The 25,602-nt window shown below is 67.6% G+C and carries 23 protein-coding genes and 2 pseudogenes; 7 read left to right on the top strand and 18 right to left on the bottom strand.

What is annotated here, in order from left to right:
• Positions 1-8: 8 nt before the first annotated feature.
• The 3 genes from FHY03_RS17940 to FHY03_RS17950 form a co-directional block, all read right to left on the bottom strand.
• A complete protein-coding gene (locus tag FHY03_RS17940) occupies positions 9-779 on the bottom strand; it encodes a PhnD/SsuA/transferrin family substrate-binding protein (protein WP_311722255.1) in 771 nt (256 codons plus the stop codon).
• Positions 776-1,687 (bottom strand): fatty acid desaturase, encoded by a 912-nt coding sequence (locus tag FHY03_RS17945; protein ID WP_183931902.1) that lies wholly within the window; start codon positions 1,685-1,687, stop codon positions 776-778. Before FHY03_RS17945 ends, FHY03_RS17940 begins: the two co-directional genes overlap by 4 nt.
• 76 nt (positions 1,688-1,763) lie before the next feature.
• Positions 1,764-2,153 (bottom strand): helix-turn-helix domain-containing protein, encoded by a 390-nt coding sequence (locus FHY03_RS17950; RefSeq protein ID WP_183931903.1) that lies wholly within the window; start codon positions 2,151-2,153, stop codon positions 1,764-1,766.
• Positions 2,154-2,235: 82 nt separating this feature from the next.
• Between FHY03_RS17950 and FHY03_RS17955 the strand changes: the two genes are divergently transcribed.
• Positions 2,236-2,967, top strand: a complete 732-nt coding sequence (locus FHY03_RS17955) for an SDR family NAD(P)-dependent oxidoreductase (protein WP_183931904.1) — start codon at positions 2,236-2,238, stop codon at positions 2,965-2,967.
• A 69-nt stretch (positions 2,968-3,036) separates the two neighbouring features.
• On the opposite strand, the gene FHY03_RS17960 is transcribed toward FHY03_RS17955, so the two are convergent.
• The 5 genes and pseudogenes from FHY03_RS17960 to FHY03_RS17980 form a co-directional block, all read right to left on the bottom strand.
• A complete protein-coding gene (locus FHY03_RS17960; RefSeq protein ID WP_183931905.1) occupies positions 3,037-3,882 on the bottom strand; it encodes an outer membrane protein in 846 nt (281 codons plus the stop codon).
• A 101-nt stretch (positions 3,883-3,983) separates the two neighbouring features.
• A complete protein-coding gene (locus FHY03_RS17965; protein ID WP_183931906.1) occupies positions 3,984-4,994 on the bottom strand; it encodes a ferritin-like domain-containing protein in 1,011 nt (336 codons plus the stop codon).
• Between the two features lie 52 nt (positions 4,995-5,046).
• The gene (locus FHY03_RS17970; RefSeq protein WP_183931907.1) at positions 5,047-6,027 is read right to left on the bottom strand and encodes a ferritin-like domain-containing protein; all 981 of its coding nucleotides are present in this window, start codon (positions 6,025-6,027) and stop codon (positions 5,047-5,049) included.
• Positions 6,028-6,683: 656 nt separating this feature from the next.
• Positions 6,684-9,819 (bottom strand): annotated as a pseudogene (locus FHY03_RS17975) (efflux RND transporter permease subunit); the annotation flags it as partial.
• Positions 9,816-11,075, bottom strand: a complete 1,260-nt coding sequence (locus FHY03_RS17980) for a TolC family protein (RefSeq protein WP_260159395.1) — start codon at positions 11,073-11,075, stop codon at positions 9,816-9,818. The pseudogene FHY03_RS17975 and the gene FHY03_RS17980, both read right to left, overlap by 4 nt.
• Positions 11,076-11,227: 152 nt before the next feature.
• Here FHY03_RS17980 and FHY03_RS17985 point away from each other — a divergent pair, with 152 nt between their 5' ends.
• Positions 11,228-11,482: a response regulator transcription factor gene (locus tag FHY03_RS17985; RefSeq protein WP_183931909.1), complete on the top strand. Its 255-nt coding sequence runs from the start codon at positions 11,228-11,230 to the stop codon at positions 11,480-11,482.
• A gap of 162 nt (positions 11,483-11,644) precedes the next feature.
• On the opposite strand, the gene FHY03_RS17990 is transcribed toward FHY03_RS17985, so the two are convergent.
• The gene (locus FHY03_RS17990) at positions 11,645-11,965 is read right to left on the bottom strand and encodes a hypothetical protein (protein ID WP_183931910.1); all 321 of its coding nucleotides are present in this window, start codon (positions 11,963-11,965) and stop codon (positions 11,645-11,647) included.
• Between the two features lie 187 nt (positions 11,966-12,152).
• Between FHY03_RS17990 and FHY03_RS17995 the strand changes: the two genes are divergently transcribed.
• The gene (locus FHY03_RS17995; RefSeq protein WP_183931911.1) at positions 12,153-13,331 is read left to right on the top strand and encodes a zinc-dependent alcohol dehydrogenase; all 1,179 of its coding nucleotides are present in this window, start codon (positions 12,153-12,155) and stop codon (positions 13,329-13,331) included.
• Positions 13,332-13,439: 108 nt separating this feature from the next.
• On the opposite strand, the gene FHY03_RS18000 is transcribed toward FHY03_RS17995, so the two are convergent.
• The 4 genes from FHY03_RS18000 to FHY03_RS21435 all read right to left on the bottom strand — a co-directional run bounded on the left by FHY03_RS18000 (position 13,440) and on the right by FHY03_RS21435 (position 15,775).
• Positions 13,440-14,261, bottom strand: a complete 822-nt coding sequence (locus tag FHY03_RS18000) for an HAD family hydrolase (protein ID WP_311722314.1) — start codon at positions 14,259-14,261, stop codon at positions 13,440-13,442.
• Between the two features lie 95 nt (positions 14,262-14,356).
• Complete coding sequence (locus FHY03_RS18005; RefSeq protein ID WP_183931913.1) at positions 14,357-14,554, bottom strand: hypothetical protein; 198 nt, start codon at positions 14,552-14,554, stop codon at positions 14,357-14,359.
• Positions 14,555-14,579: 25 nt separating this feature from the next.
• A complete protein-coding gene (locus FHY03_RS18010; protein WP_183931914.1) occupies positions 14,580-14,738 on the bottom strand; it encodes a hypothetical protein in 159 nt (52 codons plus the stop codon).
• Positions 14,739-15,157: 419 nt separating this feature from the next.
• Positions 15,158-15,775 carry a substrate-binding domain-containing protein gene (locus FHY03_RS21435; protein ID WP_183931915.1) on the bottom strand — a complete coding sequence of 206 codons (618 nt, stop codon included), beginning with the start codon at positions 15,773-15,775 and terminating at the stop codon, positions 15,158-15,160.
• A 199-nt stretch (positions 15,776-15,974) separates the two neighbouring features.
• On the opposite strand from FHY03_RS21435, the pseudogene FHY03_RS21185 reads away from it, so the two are divergent.
• From FHY03_RS21185 to FHY03_RS20780, 3 genes and pseudogenes are all read left to right on the top strand, one after another.
• A pseudogene (locus FHY03_RS21185) lies at positions 15,975-17,122 on the top strand (DUF3182 family protein).
• A complete protein-coding gene (locus tag FHY03_RS20775; RefSeq protein ID WP_221190328.1) occupies positions 17,119-17,460 on the top strand; it encodes a S9 family peptidase in 342 nt (113 codons plus the stop codon). The pseudogene FHY03_RS21185 and the gene FHY03_RS20775 overlap by 4 nt, the downstream one beginning before the upstream one ends.
• Positions 17,461-17,475: 15 nt before the next feature.
• A complete protein-coding gene (locus FHY03_RS20780; RefSeq protein ID WP_221190329.1) occupies positions 17,476-17,877 on the top strand; it encodes a prolyl oligopeptidase family serine peptidase in 402 nt (133 codons plus the stop codon).
• A 582-nt stretch (positions 17,878-18,459) separates the two neighbouring features.
• Here FHY03_RS20780 and FHY03_RS18035 read toward each other — a convergent pair.
• The 3 genes from FHY03_RS18035 to FHY03_RS18045 are packed head-to-tail and all read right to left on the bottom strand — an operon-like array spanning position 18,460 to position 21,640.
• Positions 18,460-19,047, bottom strand: a complete 588-nt coding sequence (locus tag FHY03_RS18035) for a TadE/TadG family type IV pilus assembly protein (protein WP_183931918.1) — start codon at positions 19,045-19,047, stop codon at positions 18,460-18,462.
• A 53-nt stretch (positions 19,048-19,100) separates the two neighbouring features.
• The gene (locus tag FHY03_RS18040) at positions 19,101-19,685 is read right to left on the bottom strand and encodes a TadE/TadG family type IV pilus assembly protein (RefSeq protein WP_183931919.1); all 585 of its coding nucleotides are present in this window, start codon (positions 19,683-19,685) and stop codon (positions 19,101-19,103) included.
• Positions 19,685-21,640 (bottom strand): TadE/TadG family type IV pilus assembly protein, encoded by a 1,956-nt coding sequence (locus FHY03_RS18045; protein WP_183931920.1) that lies wholly within the window; start codon positions 21,638-21,640, stop codon positions 19,685-19,687. Before FHY03_RS18045 ends, FHY03_RS18040 begins: the two co-directional genes overlap by 1 nt.
• A 412-nt stretch (positions 21,641-22,052) precedes the next feature.
• On the opposite strand from FHY03_RS18045, the gene FHY03_RS18050 reads away from it, so the two are divergent.
• Positions 22,053-23,165, top strand: a complete 1,113-nt coding sequence (locus FHY03_RS18050) for an NAD(P)/FAD-dependent oxidoreductase (protein ID WP_183931921.1) — start codon at positions 22,053-22,055, stop codon at positions 23,163-23,165.
• A gap of 386 nt (positions 23,166-23,551) precedes the next feature.
• On the opposite strand, the gene FHY03_RS18055 is transcribed toward FHY03_RS18050, so the two are convergent.
• Positions 23,552-24,568 carry a DHH family phosphoesterase gene (locus FHY03_RS18055; RefSeq protein ID WP_183931922.1) on the bottom strand — a complete coding sequence of 339 codons (1,017 nt, stop codon included), beginning with the start codon at positions 24,566-24,568 and terminating at the stop codon, positions 23,552-23,554.
• 203 nt (positions 24,569-24,771) lie between these two features.
• Entirely contained in the window at positions 24,772-25,599 is an 828-nt protein-coding gene (gene xth, locus FHY03_RS18060; protein WP_183931923.1) for an exodeoxyribonuclease III, read from the bottom strand.
• Positions 25,600-25,602 lie beyond the last annotated feature (3 nt).

Raw genomic sequence — 25,602 nt, forward strand, 5'->3', positions numbered from 1 at the left:
CGTGCGGCTCAGTGGAGCGCGCGCAGTGCCACGTAGCGGTGGACGCTCGCGGGCGCGACGTCGGCGAGGAACAGTGCCGTCCGCGCGCGCGCCAGCGCCGGGTCATGCACCGCGGCGTGCAGCGCGTCGCGCAGCGCCGCCACCAGCGCGGGGGGCGTGGCGCGCGCGGTGACGAACGGCAGCGCGGGGGAGGAGCGGGTGAGCGCGAGCTGGCGCAGCCCCGCCACTGCGTCGGGCTCGTCGCGCGCGAGCGCCGCGTAGGTGACGGCGTCGATCGCGGCGACGTCGGCGACGCCGTCGCGCACCGCGGCGGCGCTGGCGCGGTGCGAGCCGGTCTCCGCCAGAGCGGCGAAGACCCGGTCGAGCGGCTCGCCCGCCAGCGTGGCGCGGAACAGGTTGGCCCCCGTGTTCGAGGAGAGCGCGTTGACCGCGGCGCGGCGGCCGCGCAGCCCCGCCAGCGTCGTCGCCGGATCGTCGGCGCGCACCAGCACGCGGCTGGCGTGGCGCCCCGGCGCGCAGTCGGGCACGGCGTAATGCGGCACCGCGACCACGCGCAGCGCGAGCGCGGGATCGGTCACCAGCGGGTAGCCGCAGCATTGCGCCAGCAGCAGCCGCGGGTCGCGCCAGATCGCCTCGACCGGGCGGTCGCGGTCGAGCGAGTCCGGCGCCGCCACGCCGCGCGCCGCCAGACGCGCCGTGATCGCCTGCCACAAGGCGTCATTGGCCCAGCGCTGCGCCGGGTGGTCGTACATGCCGAGCGAGGCGACCGCGCCGCTCACCGGGACGCCGCGGCGGGATGGACCAGCCGGTCGTGCGCGCGCAGCGCGAAGCGGCGCACGATCTCGCCGTAGCTGCGGTGGATCCGCCCCGCCTGCGCCTCCAGCCGCGCGGCGTGGCGGCGCTGATAGGCCGGCAGCCGGTACCAGGCGAGCCCGGGCCGGTCGTGGTGCGCGGTATGGAGGTGGTTGTTGAGATACAGCAGCCCGAGCACGCCGCCGCGCGCCACCGTCGCGGCGCGGCTCGGCCCCGGCAGGTCGGCGCGATGCTCGGCGAAGGAGCGCAGCAGCGTCAGCGCGAGCCCGGGATAGACCATCAGCAGCGCGTAGCGCGCCACGCCCAGCCCGGTCCACTCGAGCCAGGCCACCAGCGGCACGAGCGCGGCGAGGTGCGGCGCCCAGTCGCGCAGCACCGCGGCGGGCGCGCGCCGCAGCCGTCGCGCCTCGTCGATCGCCAGCGCCAGCACCGCGAGCGGCGGGCCGAGCACCAGCCGCCCGAGCAAGGTCGCCTGCGCCGCGGCGACCGCGCGGGGCAGGCCGGTCCCGGCGACGTAGCGTGACTCGGGATCGTGGCGCGGGTCGGTGATGTGCGGGCTGCGATGGTGCGCGCGGTGGCTGTCGCGGTACACGCCGTAGGGCAGCCACACGGCCAGCGGCACCGCGCCGATCGCGCTGTTGAGCCAATCCCGGCGCGTCGGATGGCCGTGGATCGTCTCGTGCTGGAGCGAGCCGTGCCACGCCACCAGCCACCCACCCGCCACCACCAGCACGGGCCAGGGCAGCAGCGCGTGCCAGCGCGTCAGCGCGAGCCAGCCGCCGTAGATCAGCGCCGCCAGCGCCACCGTCGGCCACTCGATCCCGCCGCGGCGCGCCGGCTCGCGCTCCTCCGTCGTCGCCTGCTCGTCGGACATCGCCACCTCCGGCCGCGATCATCCACCTAGCCGATAGGAGTTGGAATGACTATTTCTGATGAGGCGGATAGGAGGGCTATGCGGCCCGTGCCCGGTCATAGGCGAGCGCGGCCTCGGCGAAGGCCTGCTCGTGCGCGAGCGCCCAGTCGCAGAGCGCCTCGAACGGCGCGCGCAGCGAGTGGCCCAGCGGGGTAATGGCGTAGACGACGCCGATCGGCGCGGTCGGGATCACGGTGCGCGTGATCAGGCCGTGGCGCTCGAGCCGCTTGAGCGCGTCGGCGAGCGACTTGTGCGTGATGCCGTCGAGCCGCCGCTTGATCTCGTTGAACCGGGCGGGCTCGGGGCACAGCACCGTCAGGATCATGATCGTCCATTTGTCCGCGATCTTGTCGAGCACGGGGCGGATGCGCGGCACGTCCATCATCGCCTGGCACGACAGCGCCGCCAGATCGGTATCGCTCGCCATATCTACTCACCTCCGAGTGCGTTCTTGATAGCAGATATGTGTCGTATATCTCGCCGCCCTCCATGACGAGGAAGAACGGACGATGACGCGGATGGCAGGCAGGATCGCGCTGGTGGTCGGCGGCGCACGGGGGATCGGTCTCGCGACCGCGCGCGCGCTGGCGGAGGAGGGCGCCACCGTGGTGCTGACCGGCCGCAAGGAGCAGGAGGTCGCCGCGGCCGCCGCGGGGATTGGCGGGGCGGCGCAGGGGATCGTCGCCGACGCGGCGGCGCAGGCCGATCTCGCGCGCGTCGTCGCCGAGGTGCAGCACCGGCACGGGCGGATCGACGGGCTGGTGCTCAACGCCGGCCTGTCCGAGCCGGCGACGCTGGCGGAGGAGACCGTCGAGCACGTCGACCGGCATTTCGCGGTCAACGTGCGCGGCGCCTTGTTCGGCTTGCAGGCGGCGCTGCCGGTGCTGAGCGACAGCGCCGCGGTGGTGCTGGTCGGCTCGATCGCCGCGACCATGGGGGTGACGCCGTACAGCACCTATGCCGCGACCAAGGCGGCGCTGCGCTCCTACGCGCGCAGCTGGGCGGCCGAGCTCGCGCCGCGCGGCATCCGCGTCAACGTCGTCGCGCCGGGGCCGACCGACACCGACATGATGGCGGCGGTACCGGACGAGACGCGCCGGGCGCTGATCGCGCCGATCCCGCTCGGGCGCATGGCGCGCGTCGACGAGGTCGCGGCCGCGGCGCTGTTCCTGCTGAGCGACGCCGCCAGCTTCGTCACCGGCGCCGAGCTGTGCGTCGACGGAGGCATGCGCCAGGTCTGATCGCCGGCGAGAGGCCGCTGGCCCCGTGCCGCCGCGAGCCTGGGTCGCGCGGCGGCATGGGGCTGCCGGTCAGAAGCGGAACGCGGCGGTGGCGCGCAGAGAGTGCCAGCGGAACTTGTCGTCGCCGCGGATGAAGTCGGTGCCCGACGCGCTGCCGCCGTTGTTGGCGTTGGTGAAGGGCGTACCCGCGGGCCCGGCGGCGCGGACGACATAATCGTCGTCCTGATACTGGTGGTAGATGTACTCCAGCCCGATCGAGAAATGCCGGCCGAGCCGCTGCTCGACGCCGCCGCCCCCTTGGAAGCCGAACTGGTTGCGCTTGCCGCTGCCCTCGAACGTGTTGGTGGTGTTGGTGGAGCCGAAGGCGCGGTCGATCCGCGCATAGCCCGGGCCGAAGGTGCCGTAGAACAAGGTGGTGTCGTTGGGGGTGTAGCCGGCGCGCGCGCGCACGCCCGCCTCCCAGTCGATCCCGCGGTTGAAGACGTAGCTCGCCGGCGTGCTCGAGAAGGCGCTCACCCCGTCGGTGATGTTGGTGGTGCCGAACTCGCCGACCACGCCGACGACGACGCGGCCGCGCTGCGCGTCGAACCCGACCCGGCCGTAATAGGCCCAGTCGTCCTTGTCGTTGGTGCAGCGACCGCCGTTGGCCGGGCTGAGCTGGTTGCTGGCCTGGCCGCCGCAGAAGCCCGGGCCGAAGGCGTCGGCGCCCGAGCCGGTGCGCACCACGTCGCCATATTGGCCGTCGAGGTTGCGGTCGAACAGCACGCGCGAGCGGCCGCCGTCGTTGGGCTGGACGTCATAGCCGCCGGCCGCGCCGACATAGACGCCGCTGAAGCCGCCATCGCTCTCCTGCGCGGTCGCGGGCAGCGCATAGGCGGCGAGCAGCGCCGCCGCGGTCAATCCGATCACCTTCATGTCTCACTCCCTCGTGAATCACCGGGGAGGAGGCGCCGGCCTCCTCCCCTGTCGTCGTCATCCCCGTCGTGCGGCGGCCGCGCGGCGCACCGCGCGCGGCATCAGGGCAGGCCCACCCGCAGCGTCGGGTTGGGATTGTTCGTCCCGTTGGGGAAGAAGCCGCCCCCGTTCTGGTTGGCGCCGGTGGCGTTGAGGTAGACGATGTTGTGCACCTGGCGGCTGTTGCGGCTGTAGGCGATCGCGTCGGCATCGGCGGGGACGAGATTGGCCGCGCCGCCCGTGCCGGTGAGGCCCTGGTCGGTGTCGCCGCCTTGGTCGAGCGCGTCGCGCGCGTCCGAGATCTTCCCCGCCGCGGTGACCAGCGCCGGCGCGGCGATGCCCTTGGCGTAGAGCACGGTGCGCACCAGCCCGGCATGGTAGGCCTCGGCCGCGAGGATGCCAGCGGCGGCCTCGAGAAAGACCTTGCTCGACAGCAGCGGCGCCGCGCCTTTGTAGGCAGTGACCCCGACGTCCTCGAACAGATAGGCGCCGAGCAGGAAGTTCTCGGGCGAGGAATAGGGGTTGAACGTGTCGCTCGCGCCGATCACGCCGGCCGCGCGCGCCGCCGCGGTGAAGGCGCCGCTCGCATCGCCCGAGATGTTGATGTTGGGCATGGCGATCGCGGCGGAGCCGAGCGCGGCACGCAGGAAGGCGACGTGCGCGGCCTCGTCCGCCGCGATCTCGCGGGCATAGGCGCCGACCAGCGCGTCACCCGAGAAGTCCACCTTGGCGCCGCCGGTGACGCTGCCGCCCGCGGTGCCGGTGCCGCTCGCGGTCAGATTGGCCGCCAGGCCGCTGCCGTTGACGGCGTAGAGATAGTATTGCGCCTCGAGATACTCGAGGTTGAGCGCGAGGTTGAGGATGTCGCTGTCGGTCACCGCGGCGGGGGTCGGCGTCGGCGTCGGCGTGGGGTTGGGAGCGTCGTCGTCCTCGGAGTCGAAGCAGCCGGACAGCAGGCTGATCCCGCCGAGCGCGAGCGTGCCGCCGCCCGCCACCTTGAGGAAGCGGCGCCGCGCCGCGCGGCGCGTGTCCGCGGCGGCGAGCAGGTCGAGGGCGTTGCGATGATCGATCATGTGCGTGGTTCCTGTGACGAGGGAGGGACGGGGCAGGGGAGCCGCCGCACGCTCACGTGGTCGATCGGATGTTGCCGTTGACGCCGTTGGGGAAGAACCCGCCCATCGTCGTCGTCGCGGCGTTGAGGTAGACGATGTTGAGCACCTGTCCGGTGCTGCGGCTGTAGGCCAGGCCGTTGACGTTGAGCGGCGCGATGTTCGAGGTCAGCGTCGCCCCGCTGCCGCTCGGCATGATGCCGGCATCGTCCTTGGGCGCGATGCCGCGGATCAAATCCTCGGTCGGGCTGCCGTCGAGCGCGTCGCGCGCCGCCGAGATCTTCTCGGTCGCCTCGACCAGCGCTGGCACGCCCTTGGCGTAGAGCGTCGTGCGGACGATCGCGGCGTGATAGGCCTCGACCGCGAGGATCCCGGCCGCGGCCTCGAGGAAGGTCTTGTTGCTGAGCAGCGGCGCCGCGCCCTTGTAGGCGGTGACCCCGACGTCCTCGAAGATGTACGCGCCGAGGAGGAAGCTGGTCGGGTCGGCATAGGGGTTGAACACCCCGCTGGTGGAATCGACCACGCCGGCCGCGCGCGCCGCCGCGGTGAACGGGCCGTCGGCCGCGCCCGAGATGTTGATGTTGGGCATCGCCACCGCCGCCGAGCCGAGCGCGGTGCGCAGGAAGTTGACGTGCGCCTGCTCGTCCGCCGCGATCTCCCGCGCATAGGCGCCGACGACCGGATCGGTCGTGAAGTCGACCTGCGCGCCGCCCGTCACCGTGCCGCCCGCGGTGCTGCCGCTGCCGGTCAGCGTCGCGGGCAGCCCGGTGCCGTTGACCGCATACAAATAGAATTGCGCCTCGAGATATTCGAGGTTGAGCGCGAAGTTGAGCACGTCCGCGTCGGTCACCGCGGACTGCGCCAGGGCGGGATCCGAGTAGGCGAAGGCGGAACCAACCGCGGCGGCGCCGAGCGCCGCGGTGAACAGGGCGCGGCGGTCGTGGCGTCGCTGGGCGCGTGCCTCGAGAGCGTCGATGACCAGATCGTCTTCATTCATGAGTGGCATCTCCCTACGCTCACAGGAGAGGGCCATGTCCCCACGCGCGAGCGCCGAGAGATACGGCGACGGGATCGAACGGGATGTCTTGGGACACGAATGTTTATATTTTCGCGCTCTGGAACTTCTCCGGTCCAGGCGCGTGCCGGCGCATGCTGGCCCTTTCGCTGCGGACTCCGAGATCCTGCGCCACCTACACCGGTCACGGATAAAAAAGAGAGAGAGAGAGAGAGAGAGAGAGAGAAGGCCGCCCACATCTCGAGAGCGGACCTTCCGCTTTCGCGGCGAGGTGGCCGCTGCATCGGGGGAGTGAGTCGCAATGTTTGCGGTTGTTACGGACAATGGTGCGGCTCGGCACGCACATCGGCACCTTCCGCAATCCGCAGCCGCCGGAGGGCATGGTGGATCCGTTTGATGATGCGAATCCACAGCCGGCGCTTCCAAATCAGTGATCGGGGCGGCGGCCACCTCCGCGGCGGTCATCCGGCGGGACGTCAGTTACCGCCCAGATCCGGACGTTCAAGCCGGCAATCTGTGGCCCCGAAACCGGCCTCTAAGTCAGGGTGATTATTCCCGTTTCTCCATCCTTGAAGGGCATTTTCGAGGAAGAGCAATCGGGAACAGATTATGGGAAAGCGGATGCTACTTCGCGCCGCGCTGCGGCGCTCGACCCACGCATACAGGCCCGGGAGCAGAAGCAACGTGAGGATCGTCGACGTAACGATACCGCCGATCACCACGGTCGCGAGTGGCCGCTGCACCTCGGCGCCGGCACCGGTCGCGATCGCCATCGGCACGAAGCCGATCGAGGCGACCAGCGCGGTGGAGAGCACGGGGCGCAGCCGGTCGCGCGCGCCGCGCCGCACCGCCTCCTCCACCTCGACCGGCTCGCCTTCGCGGCCGTCGCGCAGCGAGTTGATATGGTCGATCAGTACCAACCCGTTGAGCATCGCGATGCCCGACAGCGCGATGAAACCGATCGCGGCGGTGATCGAGAAGGGCATGCCGCGCAGCCACAGCGCCAGCACCCCGCCGGTCACCGCGAACGGGATGCCGGTATAGACGATCGCGGCCTCGCGCACGCTACCGAGCGCGGCATAGACCAGCGCGAAGATCAGCACGAGCGCGGCGGGCACCACGATCGCGAGGCGGCGCCGCGCCGCCTCGAGCTGGTGATATTGCCCGCCGAACTCGACGCGATAATCGGGCGGCAGCCCCACCTTGCCGTCGATCGCGGCGCGCGCGGGTGACATAGCCCTCGAGGTCGCTGGTGGACAGATTGACCATCAGCGCGGCGCGGCGACTGCCGTTGTCGTGCAGGATCGGCTCGACCATGCGCGTCTGGCGCAGCCTTGCCACGCGCGACAACGGCACCATACCATCTTCGCCGACGCGCAGTGGCAGCGCCAGGATCGCCGCCGGGTCGGCGCGCAGCGCCTCGTTCATGCGGATCACGATCGCGTGGCGCGCGGCGTCGTGCGGGATGAAGCCGACCTCGGCGCCCGCGATCGCGTCGGTGATCGCGCGGTTGACCTCCTGCGTGCCGAGCCCGAGCCGCAGCAGCGCGGCGCGGTCTAGCTCGACCACGATCGTCTTCGGCCGGCCCGCGGTCTCGAACTCCACCCCCTCGGTGCCGGGCAGCCGCTCCAGAATGGCCTTGGCGCGGGCGGCGGCGCGCTCGAGCACGTCATAGTCGTCGCCGTAGAGTTTGACCGAGACGTCGGCGCGGACGCCCTCGAGCATCTCATTGAAGCGCATCTCGATCGGCTGCGCGAAGTCGAAGTTCTGGCCGGCGTAGACGCCCCGCGCAACGCGCTCGATCCCGGCGATCAGCTCCTGTTTCGTGCGCGGCTTGCCCTCGCGCTGCGGCCAGTTCTTCTCTGGCGTATAGAAGACGTAGAGGTCGTTCTCGTTGGGCGGCATCGGATCGGTCGCCACCTCGCTCGTGCCGATGCGCGAGAAGGTGTGCGTCACCTGCGGGAAGGCGCGGCGGATCGCCCGCTCGGTGCGCTGCTCGATCGCGAGACTCTGCTCCAGCGAGAGACCGACCGGACGGTACACCATCGCCGTGATCGCGCCCTCGTCGAGCTGCGGCGTGAACTGCGAGCCGAGCGAGCGGAACGCCAACGCGGTGCCGCCGAGCAGCGCCAGCGCGGCCAGCACCAGCAGCAGCGGATGCGCCAGCGCTCGCTCGAGCAGCGGGGCATAGCCGCGCTGGGCATAGCCGATTACCCCGGTCGCGTTCCCGTCGCCATGATCGCGGGAGGGCGCGCGCAACAGCCAGGCCGACAGCGCCGGCACGATGGTGAAGGTCCAAGCGATACCGGCGACGATCGCCAGCATCACCGCCTGCGCCATCGGCTGGAAGAGCTTGCCCTCGACCCCGCCGAGGCTGAGCACGGGCACGTAGACCAGGGCGATGATCGCGATCCCGAAACAGGTCGGCCGCGCCACCGTCCGCGCGGCGCGCGCCACCGTCTCGCGGCGCTCCTCCGCGGTGAGATCCTCGCCCTTGTCGCGACGGCGGGCGGCGAGCAGGCGCAGGCTGTTCTCGACGACGACGATCGCGCCGTCGACGATCAGGCCGAAGTCGAGCGCGCTCAGGCTCATCAGATTGCCCGACAGGCCGATCGCGTGCATCCCGCTGACGGTGACAAGAAAGGCGAGCGGGATCACAAACGCCACGATCAGCGCCGCGCGCCAATTGCCCATCACCACCAGCAGCACCAGCGCGACGAGCAGCGCACCCTCGCCGAGGTTGCGCTCGACGGTATGGATGGTGCGGTCGACCAGGTCGGCGCGGCTGTACTGGCGATCGATCACCATGCCCCGCGGCAGCGCGGCGCGGACGCCGGGCAGCGCGTCCTCGACCGGCAGCGCGACCTGGCGGCTGTTCTGCCCGACCAGCATCATCACCGTGCCGAGCACGGTTTCGCGCCCGTTCTGCGTCGCCGCGCCCTGCCGCGGCGCGGCGCCGATTACCACGTCGGCGAGGTCGCGCACCTGCAGCGGCAGCACGCCGCCCGCGAACTTGACCGGGATCGAGCCGATCTGCGTCGCATCCATCACGCGTGCGTCGGTGCGGACGGTGAAGCGCTCGCTCCCGCGGCTGACCACACCGCCACCCGCATTCTCGACGTTGCGCCCGACCGCCTCGGCCAGCTCGGCGGCGGTCACGCCGTGCAGCATCAGCCAGCGCGGGTCGGGCTCGACCACGAACTGGAGCTCGAGGCCGCCGTTCGAGTTGACGTCGGCGACCCCCGCGACCGAGCGCAGCATCGGCCGGACGGTATATTCCTGCGCCTCGTACAGCGCCATCAGCTGCTGCTGCGGCGACATGCCGGCGGGCGGCCGGCGCCACTCCAGCTCGTAATAATAGATCTCGCCCAGCCCGGTGGTGATCGGCGCGAGCTGGGGCGTGCTGCCCGCGGGCAGCTGGTCGCGCACCGCGGCGAGCCGCTCGGTGACGAGCTGGCGCGCGCGCAGCTGGTCAGTGCCGTCCTTGTACAGCAGCGTGACCTGGCTGAGCCCGGTCTTGGTGAGCGAACGCGTCTGGTCGAGGCCTGGCTGGCCGCCCATCGCGCGCTCGAGCGGCAGCGTCACCAGCCGCTCGATCTCCTCGGGCGCGAGCGCAGGCACCTGGGTGTTGATCTGCACCTGCACACCGGTGATGTCGGGGATGGCGTCGATCTGCAGGCTGGCGAACGACCACAGCCCCAGCGCGGCGACGATCGCACCGATCAGCGCGACCGCGAGGCGGTGGTGGGTCACCCAGCGGAGCAGCCGGCTCATCGCGGCAGCGCGTCGCCGCCGTTGAGCGCCCGCAGCTGGAGCAGCGCCTCGATCGCCTCGCGTCGCGTGTCGAGCACCGCGGTGGTGGCGTCGACATAGGCCTGCTGCATCTGCGTGTAGGTCGCCAGCGGGATCGCGCCGAGGCGATAGTTGCGGTCGGCGCCGGCGGCCGCGGCGGCGAAGCGGCGCGGCGCCTCATCGCCCCAGCGCGCCAGCGCCGCGCGCTTGGCCTCATATTGGGCTGACCGGTCGAACACGTCGCGCGTGACGCGGCGCTCGGCGCTGATCAGCGTGGCGTTGGCTTGCGCCTGGCGCCCCTGCTCGGCGGCGACCTCGCCGGCCTGGCGGTTCCACAGCGGGATCGTGGTCGACAGCCGCACGCCGTAGTTGGTCTCGCGGATGTCGGAGCGCGCGCGATCGTAATAGGGGCCGACGCTGACCACCGGCACGCGCGCCTCGCGCGCGAGATCGACTCGCAACCCCTGCTGCTCGAGCTGGGCGCGGAGCGCGCGCAACTCGAAGTTGTTCTCGTCCGCCGCGGCGGCCAGCGTCGGACCGGCGGGCAACGCGTCAAGGCCCATGTCGGGGCGCACCACCCGCAACCGCGCTGCGAAGGGCTGACCGCGCAGCTGGTTGAGCTCGTACAGGATCGAATTGGCGTCGGCGTCGGCCGCGGCGGCGGTGCGCTCGGCAGTCACCGCGCCGGCTTCCAGCGCGGTCGCCTCAAGCACGGGGGAGGGCCCGGCCGGATCGCGCGACACGATCACGCGCGTCAGCGTGCGCATCCGCGTAGCCACCGTGCGCGCCGCCGCGGCCTTTTCGTCGGCGGCGAACAGGCCGTAGCCGAGCGAGCGCGCGCGCGCCGCCAGCGTCGCGTCGAACTGGCGCAAGCCCAGCTCGGCGAACCCGAGCTGGCGCTCGGCGATGGCGCGGCGCAGCGCGATGCGGCCGCCGAACTCGATCGGCTGCACTATCGACACCGCGTAGGTCACGCCCTCGCCGGCGAGCGCGCCGCTGGTCACGTCCTGCGCGCGGCGCTGGCCGAACTCGACCACCGCCTCGGGATCGGCCCAGCGGCCCGCGACCTGCTGCTCGACCCGCGCGGTGGCGATCTGGCGCTCGTAATATTGCCGCTCAGGGTTGTTGGCGACGACATCGCGCGCGAGCGCATCGAGCGAGACGGCCGGTGCGGCGACCGCCTGCGCCATCGCCGGCGCGGCCGATGCCAGCGCGGGCAGGAAGAGGCAAGCTAGCATTGCGGGCGCGACACGGCGCATCGATCACTTCCGTTCCTTCGCCCCGCTCCCTGCTAGCGGCGCGGTGCGGGTACCGTCGACTAAATCCCGGTTCAGAGTCTGAACTGCTATTCAGTTGATTCAGCGCGCCGGTCGGACGCACATCCATGCGCGTGACGCGGATCCTGCTCCTCGAGGACGACGCCGGCACGGCGACCGAGATCCTGCTCGAGCTCGCCGTCGCCGGCCATCAGGCGCTCCACCGCACCACGCTCGCCGGCGCGGCCGACGCGATGCGCGAGAGCGCGATCGACGCGATGATCGTCGACCGCCAGCTCCCCGACGGTGACGTGTCGGCTCCCCGGCCTCGGTGTCCGATCCGGCCTCCTCGACGCCGACGGTGTTGTAGGGCCCATCAGCCGCAATGAAGATGTCCGTTCGTTCGATCTCGAACTGCTGGACCAGTCGCTCGACCGTCATCCCCGCTTCACGCCGCGTGTCGAATTTTGCACTAAGGCTCGTGCTCATGGTGTTCTCTTCTCAGTAGAGGGGCTCACATCAGTAGGCAGAAGGTTGGACAGGTCGGGCCGTTAATCGGCTCCTTCGTTCGCATCGATGTTGCGACCGGCTTGGGCGAGCTTCTCGGTCTTGTGGGGATCGTCCGCATCGACCTGCGAAGCAATATCCTGATCAGCTTTCGACGATCTGTTCTCGTCCTTCTGTGATCCACTCGGCCGGGATGTCGCGTTCAGCGGCTTCTGATCGTCGTTCAGTTCGCCGTCATTGCCATCTTCGGTGACGCTGGCTTCGTCCTCACCGCCGTCGGGATTGAACGGCCTCTTCGCCGCATCGTCATAGAGCTCGTGGTTGTTCGAGCCGCGGTCGTCGCCCGGTGCGTTGGCGTCAGTCATGGGTGTTCTCCATCCACATTGACCACGCAATGGCTGCGACATTGGGCTCAAGGATCCAAGCGATTGTAATTACGGTGCTTGTAGGCGCTCGCGGCATATCGGTCGGGCCTGAAACGCAAGCAGGATCGTTGGCCGTTTCGAACGTATCGCCGAGCCGTGATGCGAACCCCCGACAAGGAGATCTCCGATGCGCGCACTCTGCTGGCATGGAAAAGGCGACGTACGCGTCGACGCCGTTCCTGAACCCGAGATCCAGCATCCACGCGACGCCATCATCAAGGTGACGGCCTGCGCGATCTGCGGATCCGATCTTCATCTCCTCGACGGCTATCAGCCGACAATGGAGGCAGGCGACATCCTCGGTCACGAGAACATGGGCGTCGTGGTCGCGTTGGGCTCCGAGGTGACCAACCTGAAGATCGGTGATCGGGTCGTGGTTCCCTTCACCATCAGCTGCGGCGACTGCTTCTTCTGCCGCAGGGGTCTGTTCTCGGCGTGCGAGCGCACCAACCCCAATGCCGAGATGGCGATCAAGGCGATGGGCCACTCGCCTGCCGGCCTGTTCGGCTTCAGCCACATGCTTGGCGGCTACTGCGGCGGTCAGGCCGAGTACCTGCGCGTGCCCATGGCCGACGTTGGCCCGATCAAGGTGCCCGACAGTGTGACCGACGAGCAGGCGCTGTTCCTCTCCGACATCTTCCCGACCGGGTACATGGCCGCCGAGAACGCGCAGATTGAGCCCGGCGACACCGTCGCCATTTGGGGCTGCGGTCCGGTCGGCCAGTTCGCCATCCGCTCCGCACTGATGCTGGGGGCCGGACGGGTGATCGCCATCGACGACGTTCCCGAGCGCCTCGCGATGGCCGAGGCTGGCGGCGCAGAGACGATCGACTTCTCTCAGGTCGAGGACGTCTACGACGAGCTGCAGTTCCGCACGAAAGGCCGTGGACCCGACAGCTGCATCGATGCCGTCGGCTGCGAGGCCTCAGCGCATGGCTCGGCTGACTCCGTTCTAGACAAGGTCAAGGCGGCGACATTCCTCGCTACTGACCGCGTGCACGTCCTGCGCGAGGCGATCATGAGCTGCCGGATGGGCGGTACCGTGTCGATCCCGGGCGTGTACGTCGGAATGGGCGACAAGATCCCGATCGGGGCGATGATGAACAAGGGCCTGACCATCAAGACCGGGCAGACCCATGTTCAGCGCTACACGGCACCCTTGCTCGCACGCATTGAAGCGGGCGACATAGATCCAAGCTTCGTCGTCACGCATCCGGCCAGTCTCGAGGACGCGCCCGCGATGTACGAGAAGTTCCGTGACAAGAAGGAGGGCGTCATAAAGGTCGTCCTGCGCCCCCACGGCTGACGTGCGCCGCGGACGTCGCCGAAGACTGATCCGTAGCGATCATGGGGTCTCACCGGCCCATGATCGCGCAGGTCGTTGCTGCACCAATGGCGTGTGCAGCGCGCCTCCTCAGCCGTTCAGCGGCGAGGCCTCGAAGTCAGCGAGCAGGGCGGCGACGTTGTCGTACAGCGCCACGGCTCCCGCGTCCGTCAGCGTCTCGTCGCTGAACTTGCCCGAGCGGACGCCCACTGCGGCGATGCCGCACTTGGCGGCCGCTTTGATGTCGTAGGGCGAGTCACCGACGACGATCACCTCATTGGCACTGAGCGGCGACAGCTTCTTGAGCGCGGTGGCAAAAATGTCAGGCGCAGGCTTGGTCTTCTCCACGTCATCCGAAGTGGTCGAGACGCCGACGATCTCCCGGGCATCCAGCAGTCCGAGATAGTGCGCGAGTTCATCCGAGGATGCAGATGACGCCAGTACGACTTGCCGGCCGCTGTCCTTGACCCTGACGAGCAACTCCTTCGCGGCGACGAAGGGTTTCACCTGTTCCAGGTAATTGGCCTTGAAGATCCGGCCGCGCTCCTCGCCTATCCTATCCTGCTCGGCCTCGCCGGTGTTGGGTAGTAGCGTCGGCACGAGCATGTCGGTGCCCTTGCCGATTTGGTCATGGACCACCTGATCGTCGAATGTCGCGCCAATCTGGCCAAAGACGGCCTGCCATGCCGCCACGTGGTAGTCGTTGCTGTCCACGAGGGTGCCGTCGATGTCGAATAATACCGCCTTGATCGTCATGGTGTCGCCGCTCCTGAGTGACCGTTCCAACGCACGGCAGACGGTGATCGGCACCACGAGATAGTGCGTTTGGCACTGCTGCTTGGTGGGCTGCGAGTTAGACGATGAAGCATCAGGGATAGCAGCGGACCGTTCATCGTCACCGCCTCCGATCACGATGAACAAGTGTCCGCTTCCGGGGCAGATCAAAATGCCGGTGAATGACCGGAGATGGGTCTAGGCGATCAGCTGATCCTGCCGAAAAAGGCCATTCACCGTTCGCCCGGCTGACCGCCGGGAACAGGGTCACGATGCCCATCCACAGGCCCGATACCCGTGGCCGTGTGCTTGCCCTCTGCGTCGCTACGGATCGGGTCACGCTCGACCTCACGGTCTTTGGCGTCGGCGCCCGCCTGACGATTGGCTGCATCCAGCCGGGCCTTGAGCAAGGGCATCTCGGACTTCTTCATGGATCAGTCCCTTGTGATCGCGTGCCTATCCGCGCCGGGTGCCCAGCTCGAGCTGGCGTGCGAGCTCCTCGTGGTTGATCGACAGGATGCCGGCGGATGCCGGCGAGCGCTTGAATTCGTAGTTGGCGGTAGCAATCGGGCTGTGTCGGCGAGGCTGCATCGGGTCGTTGAACGTCTTGAACATCGCTGCCCGTCTACACGATCAGCCGGGTCGGCGCCACCACATGACCGATCCAGGAGCGCTGTCCGGCCTAGTTTCTGTGTGGTGAACTCTCGGGCTGAAGCCAGGCGAGCGCGGGATCTACGCTCTTGTCCTGCTCAACCACCCTTCGCACCAACTTTGGCGTATCCATCGGAAGCCGGATCGCGCCAGGCGTTTGCGATAGTAGCTCGAGCAAGTTGGTGGTGACGATCTCGCCGCTCCGGCGCGCTCGCCGGTAGGCTCTCAGTGCCTGGTCCATGGACCCGCCTACGCGTCGCCGCAGGTTGGTGCAAAGCAAGATCTATCCAGAGCGGATTGTTCCGCGCATCGTCACAATCCAAAGCGTTAGCGAGCTCGGCTGTCATAGAGCGACATCCAGCCATTTGCGTGATTGGCGCGGGTCACGTCATCTGCGCGCCTCGGATCCGCCTCTCCGCTTGCCTGTCAAAGCCAGCCAGCCGACCGTTCTGCAGTACGCCCCGAAGACCGGGCACCGGTGTGAACGAGCGGCCGGACTTGGGAGGCGGGTGGGAGCCCTTGAATGGCCGCTTCTGGTCGTCCGCCTCAAGGGGAGAGGAGCCATTCGCTCCACCGTCCGCTCGCCGCCCTGTGCTGACTCTATCGTCCCATTGTACTCGATTGAACCCAAATGATGCCAGCAGCGCCTGTGCCTCCGCTCCGCGCAGATAGCTGGCTAGCCGCTTAGCGGCCCCCATGCGACGGCCGTCCTTCGATGTAGAGACTATTGTCATTCCGTAGCGGATCGGAACCGCGAGCGCCGCTGGCACGCGAGCCTTTGCTACGCTCGTGTCGGGCCTCGCGACCCGCGAGCTGCAATAGCCCATTGATGTGTCAATGTTGCGCCGGATCATGCCATCGGCTGCGCTACCGGTCGGTGCCGCAGCAGGTTCCTCGATCCGGCTTCCCACGACAGCCCTCGCCGTCTTCACCGGATCGATGGCCGCTTCGTCGCCCGCGACTGACTCCATGTTGAGGTTGAATTCGCCTGAGGTTCTCATGTCAGTCCGACGCTGACCCCCGGCTCACGCCGACCCGTGCCGATCCACTCTCCCTAACTCAAATGTAAATTCAAATACTACAGCAGAGCTGATCGTAACGCTCACGGTTCGATTAGTGCAGACTGCAATAAAGAGGTTTGCCGTTGAACTAGGAGCCTGCACGGACGTTAGCGCGACAAAATCATATAAGGTGATGGTTATGGCTCAGAAGCACCCCGCCGTCACAGCGTTCTTGCCTTTCAGACCCGGCGCGCTGCCGTGGCCGACCAGCGGCGTCGCAGCTTTGGTCGATCATGCCCGGCCCTCAGGTGACGTGCATGACCGCGCCTCGCGCGCAGTGTTGCTGCACCGCATCGCCGCACTGCTCGACCAGCCGCTGCTGCCGCCGATGGACGCCGCCGCGGCAGCCTCTACCACCGCTATGCTGGTCCCCGGCGATGCACTGGTCGAGGAGGACGCGACCGCGGCGGGCATCTTCGATCGCGGCGATATCCTTGGCGGCGTGGTGCCGGCCTTCTTCGTCGGCACGAAGGCAATCTCGCACGGGCTGGTCGGCGCGCACGCCGCGCGGCCGCGCGACTGGTCGGAGGAGATGGCGCATCGGCTCGGCGACGCGGCGCTGCTGGGCTATACTGCGTTCTCGCGCGCCGACGCGGCCGAGGCGGGGCGGCGGCTGCTGCGCGACGGCCCGGTGCGGATCAAGGACGTCTGCGGCAAGGCGGGGCTCGGCCAGGAAGTGGTGCGCGACGCTGCCGCGCTTCCGCGCTGGCGCTCGAGGGTGAGGGTGAGCTGGCGCACTGCGGCATCGTGCTTGAGCAGAACCTCACCGACGTGGTCACCTACAGCGTCGGCGTGGTCGAGCTTGGCGGCGCGACGATCAGCTATTGGGGCAGCCAGAACTTGACTCACGACCATCACGGGCGCGAGGTGTACGGCGGCTCCGACCTCACCGTGGTGCGTGGCGGGCTGAAAGCACTACGCAGGCTCGACCTACCCGCGCACTTGGCGCGAGCGGTGGAGTGCGCGGCACAGTTCGACGCGGCGGCGCACGCCTGCTACCCCGGGCTGATCCTGACACGCCGCAACTATGACGTGATCGAGGGCGTCGCGCCGAATGGTGAGCGGCGCACCGGCGTGCTCGAGCAGTCGTGGCGTGTCGGCGGCGCGAGCGGCGCGGAGATCGCCGCCTTCGAGGCATTCCGCGCCGAGCCCGGCACCGACCGGGTGCGCTGCTCCACTGTGGAAGTCTACGATCTCGTCACGCCGCCCAGCGGTGCGATCACTTACTATCGCGGCACCGACCCCACGGTCGGGGCCATGACCAAATATGCGGTGCGCTACGCGTGAGCGACCTGGGTGAGGTGGAGGAGGATGCCGTCGCGCTCGCGGTCGACCGGCAGCGCGTCGCTGGCACGCTGCTGCGTCCGGAAGTGCCCGTGCCCGGCTTCCTCTTCGTCCGCGGCTGGGGCGGCGACCAGGAGGACGATCTGGGCGACGCCGAGGAGCTGGCCCGGCTCGGCTGTGTGTGCTTCACCTTCGACCTGCGCGGCCACGCGGATAGCGACGCCGAGAAGGAGCGCGTGACGCGGCAGGACGGGCTCGATGACGTGATCGCCGCCTACGACTATCTCGCCGCGCAGCCAGGGATCGATCCGACCGCGATCGGCGTGATCGGCACCAGCTAAGGGGGCTATCTCGCGATGCTGCTGACTCGCGAGCGGCCGGTGCGCTGGCTGGCGATGCGCGTGCCCGCGCTTTATCCCGACGGCGACTGGGACGTGCCCAAGGCCAAGCTGGATAAGGCGGCGGTGCGTGCCTATCGCGAGCACCCGCCCGCGCCTGAGCAGGACCGTGCGCTTTCCGCCTGCACCGACTTCGCAGGTGATGTGCTGGTCGTCGCGTCGGAGCGCGACGATCGTATCCCGCCGACCGCGATCACCGCGATCCAGGCGGCGTTCCGGCGTGCGAACTCGTTCAGCCACCGCATAATTCAAGGCGCCACGCACGCGATGCGCGACCAGCGTCACCAGCGTGTCTATCGTCGACTGCTGGTCGGCTGGATCGAGGAGATGGTCCACGGTAGTCGCCTGCCTACAGGCTAAGCCGTTCTGTTTAAGGCACTGGCGCAATCGGATGATGCCAGCCTAAGCCGTGCTTGGCGGAAGCATCCCGCGATAGAAGGCGATCACTTCTCGGCACTTCGTCACTAGCAGGGCGTTTGCACCCACACAGGGGTAATTTTCCCTTCGTGGTTAAGTCGGTAGATATGACCCTTAGCCTCCTGAGCGTCTTTCGCCGAGTGCTTGATCCATCGAGTCACGAAGCCCTATTAGCGAAATTAGACAAGCTACCTGCGGCTTTGTCAGCCAACAATGCCGAAGAGCCTACGGAAAACGTTCTTCTGAAGCCAAGGTTGCAGCGCTCATCTATACAACGGACAGACTTGGGTAGGTAGCTGCCGCGCCGCTCAAATCCGGTAGCCGGCAGCTGTCGCATCTCAGATCCTAGAAGCGGCCGTTCCGCTCTCCTGCCGAAACCCGACTAGGCCAACGCCTTTGCGGCGTGTCATGCGTCTCGGCTGCAGAGATTACTAGGCCTCCGAAGTTGGGAGCCGGGCAGGGCGCCGGGAATGACCGCTTTTGGGTCCTCTTACCAACGCTTTTCAGGCGCAACGACCGCAATCTCTATACACAACGCGACACGTTCACGTCCGTGCCGTTGTCCAGCCTCGTCAGGTCGCGCTCGACGCGCGCCGGCATCGCCGCGATCTCCACGATCATCGGCGAGGAGAGCAGGTTCAGGAAAGTCAGCGGCTCGTGCCGATACGCCACCTCCACGAACATGGCCGGGCGATCGGCGTCGGCGAGGATGCGCGAGTCGCTCGGCCCCATTCCGGGGAAGCTTGTGCCCTCGGCCCCGGCGTTCTCCACCCCATAGGAGGACCGATGGTCCAGCCCGCCGCGGCAGCGTTGCCAGTGGATCCACTGTCCCTTGTCGGTATTCTGCTCCAGGCTGGAGAGGATGATGCGGCCGCGGTGCGCGAAATCCAGCCCCTCGCCAGCGACGGTGCCGCCGAGTAGCACGTCGTTGACCTGCGCCTCGGTGAGCCGTTGAGGTCCGGCCAACTCGACGCTGCCCAGTCGGCCGGCATTGTCGGCGACCTGCAACGCAATCTGGCTGAGCCGCTGTTTCATCAAAGCATAGTGGCACAGCTCGGCCAGGCCCATGATCATCAGCAGGAACAAGGGCAGCGCGAGCGCGAGCTCGACCAAGGCGACCCCGGAGCGATCGCGGCGCAACGCTTGCGCCGCACCGGAATGGCTGCTCACGGGCAGCTCCGTTCGATCACCGCGGTCTGCTGGTCATAGGGCTGGTTGCGGAAGGCGGTTCGGGCGACGATCGGGCGCTCGCGCCGCAGCGGGTTGATCGCGATCGGCATCAGCCGCGCATGGTGGACGGTGGCGGTGTAGACGACGACGTCGCGCGCGTTGCCGTCGCTCTCGTCGTTGCCGCCGCGCTCGTCCCAGCGGCCGTTGTTGTTGAGGTCCTGGTAGGTCTCGTGCGCGTCGCAGACGCCGTTGGCGTTGACGTCGTTGAACGGCTCAAAGGGCGCGTCGACCTCGGCATAGTCGCGGAAGGAGCGGCGCGTGAAGGTCACGCTCGCGGTGGGCGCGAGCTGGTGCACCGTGTCGCGCACCCGGTTTTCGATAAAGGCGCGCTGCGCCGCGTCGCCAGCGGTTTCCAGCGTGCGGCTGCGGCTGGCGCGCTGCATCTCGCCTTCCACCACGGTGCGGACGTAGGCGTCATAACCGAGCTCGAGCCCGCCGGTTACGAGGATCAGCAGCACCGGCGCGGCGAGTGCGAACTCGATTGCGGTTGCCGCGGTGCGATCGTGAAGTAGCCGCCGCATCAGCGCACCAGCCGCAGGTGCGAGATGCGCTTGGCGATGTCGGAGAAGGCTGCCTCCAGCTCGGCGGCATTCTTCGCCTCGAAGGCATGGCCCTGTGTCGCACAGCCGCTCAGCAGCGGTGTGAGCGAGGTGCCGAAGGCGATCACCCAGACGGTGACGCCCTTGGCCTTGGCGACCAGGCAGAGGCTGCCGAGCCGCTGCTCGACGAGGCTGTTCTGCTCGCCCGCGGTGGGCAGGCGTGTGGCCGGCGTGCGCCGCCGGTCCAGCGCGGAGAGGCCATAGGCATCATAATCGGCGACGTGGGTCTCGGTCTGACCGTCCGTCATGAAGATCAGGTGACGCGCCAATTTGCTGCCGAGCGGCGCCTGATTCTCGCTCGCGAATAGGCCCTGCGCGGAGAGCAGGCGTAGCCCCCAGAGGAAGCCGACGTCGTGGTAGGTCAGACCCGCCGGCTTGAGCGAGGCGAGATAGCTGCTTAGCGTGGTGGCATCGATCACAGACAACTTGCGCGCGTAGGTCGGGCAGGCGGCTCGGACGGCGGTGTCGCTGCTCGGCGTGATGTAATTGTCATAGCTGTGCAGCACCGTCGTCGGCGCACCCCAGCGGTCGTCGCGGATGTCGTTCGCATTCCACTGTTTGCGCGAGTAGACCAGCCCCGGCAGGGCGGGGCGCCATTGTGTCTTGGGATCGCCCACGATCGGGACCGTGTCGACGTCAAGGTCGAAGCCCGGGTCGGCCTTCATCGCGTCATGGTTCAGCGACGACTGGCGTTCCTCGATGCAGGCGTTGCTGCGGGTCCAGCTGATCGTGCGCATCTGATGATTGTTGGCGACCTGCGCCGTGAACTCACCACCTGAGACAGCACCAAGCCCATCAGCGTTGCGCAGGCTCGCAAGCGCGTATTCCACGGGTGTGTAGTCCCACCAGTAGCGATTGTCGTAGGTGACGGCGCCGGCATCTGGATTCTTGTACCTTCTCCATGGCTGCTTTTGCACGTAATCCTTGTATCTCACTTCGGTCACCGTGCAGGTGCCTCCACTTAGACGAGCGCTTCGATCGATGTTGTTGATTATCTGAACAGCTGTCCACGTCGCGGTGCCGTCAGGATTGTTCACACGGTTTTCATCGTATGGTTTGTAGTTCTGCTCGGATGTGACAGTGCAACGCTCAGCCGGGATGGTGTATGTTGTCGTGTCCTTGCTGCCGCTGACGTACGCCCATGGTCCAGTCGGCTCCTCCTTGAACTCTGAGCCCGTTCTAGGAACACTCTCTACCTCTTTTGCGACGCGCGACTGATAGGTCCAGCGGCTTACGAGCCAGTCTGGCTTGAGCAACGTTCCCACGTTAACAGTGGAGGCATACGGCACGAAGCCGTAGCGCAGCCGCGTCTCGCTGCCCTTGGCCTTCTGCAGAACCGTATAAAAATTCTGCACCGACGAGCGAAGCGCCGCGATGCGGCTGATCGAGTCGCCGGGGTTGGATTCCGCCATCGACAGCGTCGTGTCGAGCACGAACATGATGTCGGCATTTGGCAACTCCATCTGCGCCTCGCAGCTCGCCTGCAGATCTATCGCGCCGAAGCCGAACACCTTCATGATTAGCATGGGAACGCTGGCCGAAGCGGTGGCGTGCACGGTCGAAATGCCCCGCGGCTCGTAGATGATACGTGACCCCGTCGAGCCATACTGGCCAGTGCGGAAGTTTGACTGGAAGTAGCGGTCGGCCTTTTTCTGAGCTACACTGCTCCAAGCCTCAGCCCCCATACCAAGCCGACCGGCGAGCACCGCGGCGTCGCACGCTTGTTGCAGCCGAGTGCGAACGAGGTAGGCACGCGCCATATCGAAGGCACCTCCCAACATGCCGAGGAGTGGCAACATGCTCGCCGCGCCGATCAGCAGGACGTTGCCACGCCGGTCGCGCAAAAGTCGGCGCGAGAAGCCGGAGAGCTTCGTCACGATCCATCACTCCGCTTTGGCGCTCTCAACGGAGCGCGTTTCCGTCAACCTCAATTGCAACGCAAAGGTTTAAAATGGCGTGTTTGTTGATCGACGGCAGGATGAAGCTTGGACAGCTGCGCTGCGCGCCTCAGCATGGCAGCCGCCACAAAACGGCATTTCGGGCAGCTCCCACGTGATGAACGATTGACCGGAGTTGGAGAGCGGTTGGAGCCTCCTGAATGACCGCAAATGGGTCCTGCCCGCCAAACAGGCACTGTTGTGCGATCGAAAAGACTGTTCTAAACGCGGACTGCTGCGGAAAACGACGGTGTGGTTGCGACCACCCTCGCGCACACGCCGGTCAACAACCGGCTAGCGGCTCCACTGATGTCGATGCGGGTACGCCCGCGGGACCAAGGAGCGCGTACACATGCGAAAAGACGTCACCATCATCGGCGCAGGGCTCGGCGGCCTGGTGCTTGCCGGCATGTTGCATCGACACGGGATCGAGGTCGCCGTGTACGAAGGGGAGGCGTCGGCTGATGGGCGCACGCAGGGCGGTCTGCTCGATCTTCAGGAGCAGAGCGGGCAGCGAGCGCTGTACGAGTTAGGCCTTCACGACGCGTTCCTGGCGCTGGTGCGGCCTGGCGAAGATGCGAAACGGGTCGTGGACTTCCAAGCCACGTTGCTGCTCGACCGTCCGGCCAATCCTGCCTCGGTCCGGCCGGAGGTCGATCGCGGCGAGCTACGCCGGATGCTGCTGGACGCCCTGTCACCGGAGGTCGTGCGGTGGGGGCATAAGGTCTCTTCGGTCCGTACGATGGGGGGCGGTCGTCACGCAGTGGCGTTCGCGAACGGCTCGACGATCGAGACGACGCTGTTGATCGGCGCGGACGGCGCCTGGTCGCGGGTACGCCCGCTCCTCACCAATGCTAGACCCTTTTTTACCGGCACCAGCTTTATCGAGCTGCACCTCGCTCCCGACGACCCGCGCGCGCATGTTGCTGCGGCAGTGATCGGGTCGGGTACGCTGATGGCGGTTGCACCCGGCCAGGGGATCCTGGCCCATCGTAACGCCGACGGCAGCATTCACACCTACGTCGCGGTGAACCGGCCCGAGGCTTTTGCAACCGCGGACGCGCTGATCGCGACCGAACGCGTGGCGGCTCTCTTTGACGGGTGGGCGCCTTCACTTCGCGCGCTCATCGCCGAAAGCGACGGCGTGCCTATCATCCGCCCCATCTATGCGCTGCCCCCGTCGCTGAAGTGGCGGCGGGTGCCAGGGGTGACATTGCTCGGCGACGCAGCCCACCTCATGTCACCTTTCGCTGGCGAGGGCGCCAACCTGGCCATGTTCGATGGCGCGGAACTCGCGCGCGCCTTGATAAGCCATCCTGGTGACCATGAAGCTGCCCTCGCCACCTATGAGGTGCAGCTGTTCGCGCGCAGCCACCCGGTCGCGCATCTCAGTGCGAGCAACCTCGCACGCTTCTTTGGGCCGGACGCGCCGGCAAGCGTGGTGGACCTGTTCGCGAACCGATGAACGGACGTCCGCTTTCGGGAAGCGATTATGTAGCGCTAAGTAACCGGTCTTGGGTCCGCTCAGCCGAGGTCCTCTTGAGGTATGGGTCAAGCGCACCTGCCGGGGGGGGGGGGGCGTCTGGTGGATTCACAGGAGGGCAGGGTGGCCTACCTGGTTGTGAAGGAGCGTCGTGTCACTCGTGCGTCGGCACGAGGATGGCTATCTCGACCGTCGCAGGGCGCGCTGCTGCTTGAGATGGCAAGCAGGCAAGCCATGCCACAAACAGCCTACCCTCATTAGTTAATCCGGTAAGTGGGCTTATCTGGTAACGCTTTGCGCTTCTGCTCGAGAGTGTCAGGTTTTGCCGATTTTGTGGGGAGCGCGCAGGACGGTTCCGGCGGTGTTGCTTATGCTTCGATGCCTGCCTGCGGCAGGCCAAGGCCTGCGATGAACTCGTTCCAGCTCGCGACCGGCAGCGCGCCACCGGTAGCCTGGGTATGGCCGTTGCCATATCGTCCGTCAGCGCCGACGGGACGGTGCTCGGCCAAGAAGGCGATCAGGTCGCGGCCGCTCGCCGACCGTGCCGCGAAATGCACCCACCCTGCTCGGTACCCGCTGTTGGCGGCGATCACGATCTTGTCCTTGAGGCGGCCGCGCCACTGCTGCGCGATCAGTGGGTGAATCTGGCAGCGTGAGTCGAGGCGGATCAACGCTACGTCCCCCACGACGAGCGGAGGAACACGCTTGCCCTCGTCCATCGCGACGCGAACCTCTGCCTTGGCTGCACGCAGCGCCTCCGCGTCGGCATCTTCACCCTTGGTGATCCGCTTGGGCCCGTCGGCGTCCAGCAGGAGGCGCAGCGCCGGCGCAGCGTCGGCAAGAGCGGTGCGGCGCGGCGCGTTGATGAGGGATGTCGCGTCCCGCAGCGCAGTCTTGCCCCAGCGGGCTTGCGCTTCGGCTAGCTCAGGAAAGCCGTGCTCGTCGGCCATGTCCCCGATGAGCCCCACCGTCGCGAGCCATAGCAGATCTGTCTGGTCGCCAAGAGCACCAGCCGCCCACCACGCCAGCAGCGCCGACGTCGGCTCTGGGTCAAGCCCGTTGCCGCTGATCGTCACGGCTCCCTCGGGCTCACCTGTCGGCACGTGGTGATCGATAATCAGGGTCGGGCATCCTGGAAGCACCGGCTCGGCTCGGGTGCCCAGGTCTGTCACGATCAGTCCAGCCGGCTCGAGTGCCGCAAGGCGGCCACGAGTGAGGGCCTCCCATGGAGAGCCTGTCTTGCCGATTATCATCGGTTGCGCAGCCCAACCCGCTTGGCGAAGGGCGCGTGTCAGGATGGCAGCGGCGCCAAGGCCGTCGGCATCGAAGTGGCTGAGCACAACAATCGGGCCCCGCTGGTCGAACGATGCGAGCGCGTCGGTCATGGCCGCGCGAACGGCAGCCCTGGTGTCTTTTCCTTGTTCAAGTCTCCCGATCATCCTGCTGCCAACGCCGCATTGAGCCTTCGGGCTCCGCTATGCAGCACGGCACGTGCTCGCCGCTTCAGTTGTTTGCTGAAAGCGGAGTGCAAGACGGTGGTAGGCGGCGGCTTTGTGGATGATGTCGCCCGCATCTACACGGCGCTCCGTCACTGAGGCGCGGCCGGCCTTCGCTTTGTACGGCTCCGCCTTCTCGTCGGCTTCTCTGCTGCAAGCCGTATCCATGTCGGCGCATGATCGCTGGTCTTCTCCCAGCCACGAACATGCCTGTCGACCTGCGCGTCTTCCAGCCGCTCGGCGAGCGACGGGCTGAGCAGCAGATGGTCGATCCGGAGACCCGCATCCCGGCCGTACGCATTCCGAAAATAGTCCCAGAACGTGTAGATCGTCTCGTCCGGGTGGAGCGTACGGAGCGAGTCCGTCCAGCCCTGGTCGATCAGGCGTGCGTACAGAGCTCTCACCTCAGGGGCGAAGAGGGCGTCGTTGGCCCAGCGCTCCGGTTTGTAGACGTCAGCGTCCGTCGGCATGACGTTGAAGTCACCGGCGAGAACGACCGGCAGCCCGCTCGCGAGCAGGGTCGCCGCGTGCTCGATCAGCTTCTCGAACCACGCAAGCTTGTAATCGAACTTGGGACCGGGCCGCGGGTTGCCGTTCGGCAGGTAGAGCCCGCCGATGATGACGCCGTTCACCGCAGCCTCGATGTAGCGGCTCTGCGTGGGGTCGGGATCGTCCGGCAGTCCGCGTCTCGTCTCGAGGATCTCGCCGACCCGGCTGAGGATGGCGACGCCGTTCCAGCTTTTCTGACCGTGCCAGACCGCATCGTAGCCAAGGTCCCGGATGGCGGTCTCGGGAAACTTCTCCTGCGGCGCCTTCAGCTCCTGCAGGCAGACGACGTCCGGCTCCTCCTCCTCAAGCCATCGCAGCAGCACGGGCAGGCGGCCGTTCACCCCGTTCACGTTGTAGGTGGCGACCTTCATGCG

It is taken from the genome of Sphingomonas sp. BK345, from assembly GCF_014193845.1.
Taxonomy (GTDB): Bacteria; Pseudomonadota; Alphaproteobacteria; order Sphingomonadales; family Sphingomonadaceae; genus Sphingomonas.

What these genes read in the sequence shown, in the direction of transcription:
- FHY03_RS17965 (WP_183931906.1), bottom strand. Translation starts at nt 4,994, where the DNA reads ATGATCGATCATCGCAACGCCCTCGACCTGCTCGCCGCCGCGGACACG.
- FHY03_RS18005 (WP_183931913.1), bottom strand. Translation starts at nt 14,554, where the DNA reads ATGAAGAAGTCCGAGATGCCCTTGCTCAAGGCCCGGCTGGATGCAGCC.
- FHY03_RS18050 (WP_183931921.1), top strand. Translation starts at nt 22,053, where the DNA reads ATGCGAAAAGACGTCACCATCATCGGCGCAGGGCTCGGCGGCCTGGTG.
- FHY03_RS17990 (WP_183931910.1), bottom strand. Translation starts at nt 11,965, where the DNA reads ATGACTGACGCCAACGCACCGGGCGACGACCGCGGCTCGAACAACCAC.
- FHY03_RS17955 (WP_183931904.1), top strand. Translation starts at nt 2,236, where the DNA reads ATGACGCGGATGGCAGGCAGGATCGCGCTGGTGGTCGGCGGCGCACGG.
- FHY03_RS17970 (WP_183931907.1), bottom strand. Translation starts at nt 6,027, where the DNA reads ATGAATGAAGACGATCTGGTCATCGACGCTCTCGAGGCACGCGCCCAG.
- FHY03_RS20780 (WP_221190329.1), top strand. Translation starts at nt 17,476, where the DNA reads ATGCTGCTGACTCGCGAGCGGCCGGTGCGCTGGCTGGCGATGCGCGTG.
- FHY03_RS21435 (WP_183931915.1), bottom strand. Translation starts at nt 15,775, where the DNA reads ATGAGAACCTCAGGCGAATTCAACCTCAACATGGAGTCAGTCGCGGGC.
- FHY03_RS17980 (WP_260159395.1), bottom strand. Translation starts at nt 11,075, where the DNA reads ATGCTAGCTTGCCTCTTCCTGCCCGCGCTGGCATCGGCCGCGCCGGCG.
- FHY03_RS18040 (WP_183931919.1), bottom strand. Translation starts at nt 19,685, where the DNA reads ATGCGGCGGCTACTTCACGATCGCACCGCGGCAACCGCAATCGAGTTC.
- xth (WP_183931923.1), bottom strand. Translation starts at nt 25,599, where the DNA reads ATGAAGGTCGCCACCTACAACGTGAACGGGGTGAACGGCCGCCTGCCC.
- FHY03_RS17995 (WP_183931911.1), top strand. Translation starts at nt 12,153, where the DNA reads ATGCGCGCACTCTGCTGGCATGGAAAAGGCGACGTACGCGTCGACGCC.
- FHY03_RS17945 (WP_183931902.1), bottom strand. Translation starts at nt 1,687, where the DNA reads ATGTCCGACGAGCAGGCGACGACGGAGGAGCGCGAGCCGGCGCGCCGC.
- FHY03_RS18010 (WP_183931914.1), bottom strand. Translation starts at nt 14,738, where the DNA reads ATGTTCAAGACGTTCAACGACCCGATGCAGCCTCGCCGACACAGCCCG.
- FHY03_RS17950 (WP_183931903.1), bottom strand. Translation starts at nt 2,153, where the DNA reads ATGGCGAGCGATACCGATCTGGCGGCGCTGTCGTGCCAGGCGATGATG.
- FHY03_RS17960 (WP_183931905.1), bottom strand. Translation starts at nt 3,882, where the DNA reads ATGAAGGTGATCGGATTGACCGCGGCGGCGCTGCTCGCCGCCTATGCG.
- FHY03_RS18055 (WP_183931922.1), bottom strand. Translation starts at nt 24,568, where the DNA reads ATGACCGACGCGCTCGCATCGTTCGACCAGCGGGGCCCGATTGTTGTG.